Here is a 3,190-nt window from a genome sequence, read left to right as displayed (position 1 = left end):
TCCGAGAACTGGGCCAGCAACGAACGCCTGCGCGTCGGCTTAACCGTGCCCTCCGACGGTGTCGTGCGCCTCATCTTCCGAGGCCGGACCGGCAAGGACACCGCGTTCTATCAGATCATCTGCACCGAGGCCGGCAGCGACGAATCGTTCTTCACCGGCTCGACCATGCCCCTGAACATCAACTGACGAAAGGAAAGAAGGCCATGACTTGATGACCGGAACGATACCCGTATGGGCAACGATCCTGGTCTCCGTGATCACCACGTGCGGCGGCACGGTCGCCGGATGGGTACTGCGCCGCATCGACCAGGCGGGCAAACCGGACCCGGCCCTGTCGCAGAGGCTCGATCAGGTGGACGCGAGCCTGACCCAGCTCGACCAGCGTCTCGACCCACTGCAGGATGGGGTGAAAACCATGCTCCTGTGCAAATTGGAGCAGATGCAGCGTGAGATGGTCGACGCGGGCGGTATCGCCGACAACGACCTCAAACCCCGCGCCGAAGGCGTCTACGCCACCTACCACGCGCTTGGTGGCAATGGGCACGGCACCCAAGTCAATCAGGACATACAGGACGCGCCGATAGCCCCGAGAAAACCACAGGCTTAGCCCCCGCCGACCCCGACGGGGGCTATTTCATGCCCACCCAACACACAGGAAGGAAAACGAATTTGGGCAAGTTCAAAAACAAAAGCAAGCCGAAACCATGGTATAAGCGGCTGCTCGCCAAAGTCACGGCGCTCGTCGCCGCCATGTGCATGATGACGCTCCCTGCGACCGCGCACGCGGACATGCAGGGCGTGGACGTGTCCAACTGGCAGTGCGGCGCTGACGTGTACAACATGCAGGCCGACTTCATCGTGGTCGGCACCACGTGGGGCACGGGACAGGTGTACAACAACTGTCTCGTGTCCGGCGTCAACACGGATGCGAACCGTATGATCGCCCAAGCGCAGGAATCCGGCAAGGAATTCGGCCTGTACCATTACGCGATGGGAGGCAACCCGGAGGCCGAGGCCCAATTCTTCTACCGCAACACCAGCAATTATTGGCGTCACGGCATCGTGGCGCTCGACTGGGAGATGGACGACAACCCCGCGTGGGGCAACTGGGACTGGGTACGCCGCTTCATGGCGGAATGCGAACGGTTGTCGGGTGGTGTGCGCCCATTGCTGTACACCGGCCCGGTCGCCGGCGCCATCCCGCAGGACATCCGCGACCGGTACGGCCTGTGGATCGCCCAGTACGCGAACATGAGCCCGACCGGCTATCAGGCCAACCCGTGGATGATCGGCGCATACGGCGAGGCCATGCGACAGTACAGCGGCACCGGTGTCGTCAACACGTGGAGTCCCATCGACCTCAACCTGTTCCGCGGCGAGGCATGGCAGTGGGATTTGTACGCCAACCCCACCGGCTCCACAGCCCCGGCCCCGGCAACGCCCGCGCCCGTGCAGCCGAGCACTCCCCCGGCCAACACCGACACGGGCGGCATCAGCCACACCATGCAGTGGGGCGAGACCATCTGGGGACTCGCCGTAGCCTACAACGCATGGCCCCTGTCCGCATGGCACACGCCCAGCGGTGACATCAACCGCTACTACGTGGGCGATGTCGTCACCTACGGCGGCGGCTCTACTGCCACCCCCGCACCGTCCACCGGGGTCTCCAAGGTCCTCCAGTGGGGCGACACGGTATGGGATTTCGCCACGTCCCACGGCTACAGCGTCTCCCAGTGTTCGGTCCCCAGCGGCAACATCAACGTCTACTACGTGGGCGACACGGTGACCTGCCGCTAACCCAAACCGATGCCGTCACCCGATTATGCGGGTGACGGCATCACCATTATTTTTACGATCGGAGCAAACATGACCGACAGCAAAACCCCGGCCGACACCGGCGAAACACTCCCCGGCCCCGACACGGGCGACTGGCCCGAAACCGCCGACGTCACCCATGACGTGCCCGACTGGCTCATCCCCAGCCGCGTCTACGATGTGCTCAAATGGCTCGGCCTCATCGTCCTGCCCGCACTCGCCCTGTTCGTCAACACGGTCGGCCCCGCATGGGGCTGGCCCCACGTGGACGCCATCGTGACCACCCTCAACGCGCTCGGCATCCTCGCCGGCGCGCTCATCGGCGTCAGCGCCATCAAACAACGCCTCGACCGCGCCGCATGACCACCACACAGTTCGGCCCCGCCCGGCATCGCAGACAGCTCCACGAGCTTGACTGCGGCCGGCGGGGCCGGTTTTTTCGTTGTTACAGCAGCTAGGCGTGGCTCGATTTTTGCCCACATTTTGCCCACATTATTCCGGGAAACCGAGGGAATACGAGGGAATCACCGGGAATAGAAAAAGCCGCTCAGCCCTACTCCCGCAAGGCCAAGCGGCTTGTTTCCGCCGAGGCGGATTGGTGGGCAATGAGGGACTCGAACCATCAGCGCCCATAACACAAGAACGTTGGAATTCCAATGTTTTCAAACCATTACAGCCGGTTCGGGAACGTTTTTGCCCACATCTTGCCCACACTCCTTTTCGCTCGTTTCGAGCTGTACCGCCGCATCCACCATGCGCGTCACATCCAACAGGTCGCTGTCGAACAGGTCCAGCGTCATGCTCGCGCTTGCATGCCCCAGCATGCGCTGCAGACCCTTGACATTCGCCCCCGCGTGCACGGCAATCGACGCCGCCGTATGCCTCAAATCATGCGGGCTCGGCCAATCATCCGTATCCCAGCCCAGCCGTTTCAGCGCGCTCGGCCACCACGTCCTATTACCCCTCACCGCGCTCGCCGACTGCGGGTGCAGAGGATGGCCGGACGGATCGGAGAACACGCGCTCGCCGCGCTTCTTCCGCTTGAGTATCGGCGCCAATGCTTCGGCGACGATGAGCGGCATGTAAAGGGTGCGCATCTCATAGGATTTCGGGGTGCCCTCCACCGGCTTTCCCTTGATCCAGACGATGCTGCTGCGGATACGCAGAGACCTTTCCCCCACGTCAACATCCTCCTTGCGCAGGTCGGACGCCTCGCCCCATCTGAGGCCGCAGAAGCCAAGCAGCAGCACGAGGGCCCTGCGTTCGTCGCCAATGTAGATGGCGTTGAGGCATTCGTCGGCGAATGCCACGAGCTGCGGAATCGTGAGATAGACGCGCCGTTCCTTGCGTTTCGGCTTTCGCGGCAGCTCCAACC

At 63.1% G+C, this 3,190-nt stretch carries 5 protein-coding genes; 4 read left to right on the top strand and 1 reads right to left on the bottom strand.

All coding sequences use genetic code 11. The features are described 5' to 3' along the window. The 4 genes from AB5Z52_RS16375 to AB5Z52_RS16360 form a co-directional block, all read left to right on the top strand. The coding region (locus tag AB5Z52_RS16375; RefSeq protein ID WP_368267043.1) for a hypothetical protein at window positions 1-186 on the top strand (186 nt) is incomplete at its 5' end. Window positions 187-211: 25 nt separating this feature from the next. Then, complete coding sequence (locus tag AB5Z52_RS16370; RefSeq protein WP_368267041.1) at window positions 212-607, top strand: hypothetical protein; 396 nt, start codon at window positions 212-214, stop codon at window positions 605-607. A 62-nt stretch (window positions 608-669) separates the two neighbouring features. Further along, window positions 670-1,797 carry a GH25 family lysozyme gene (locus tag AB5Z52_RS16365; RefSeq protein ID WP_368267039.1) on the top strand — a complete coding sequence of 376 codons (1,128 nt, stop codon included), beginning with the start codon at window positions 670-672 and terminating at the stop codon, window positions 1,795-1,797. Window positions 1,798-1,866: 69 nt separating this feature from the next. Next, the gene (locus tag AB5Z52_RS16360; protein ID WP_368267037.1) at window positions 1,867-2,178 is read left to right on the top strand and encodes a phage holin; all 312 of its coding nucleotides are present in this window, start codon (window positions 1,867-1,869) and stop codon (window positions 2,176-2,178) included. Between the two features lie 299 nt (window positions 2,179-2,477). Here the strand turns inward: AB5Z52_RS16360 and AB5Z52_RS16355 are convergent. Further along, on the bottom strand, window positions 2,478-3,190 hold a 713-nt coding region (locus AB5Z52_RS16355; RefSeq protein ID WP_368267035.1), incomplete at its 5' end, for a tyrosine-type recombinase/integrase.

The organism is Enterococcus sp. RTP21361st1_A6_RTP21361_211029 (assembly GCF_040910045.1).
GTDB lineage: Bacteria > Bacillota > Bacilli > Lactobacillales > Enterococcaceae > Enterococcus_D > Enterococcus_D gallinarum.
The sequence above is the reverse complement of the archived record's forward strand: the minus strand, read 5'-3'. Positions and strand labels throughout refer to the sequence as shown.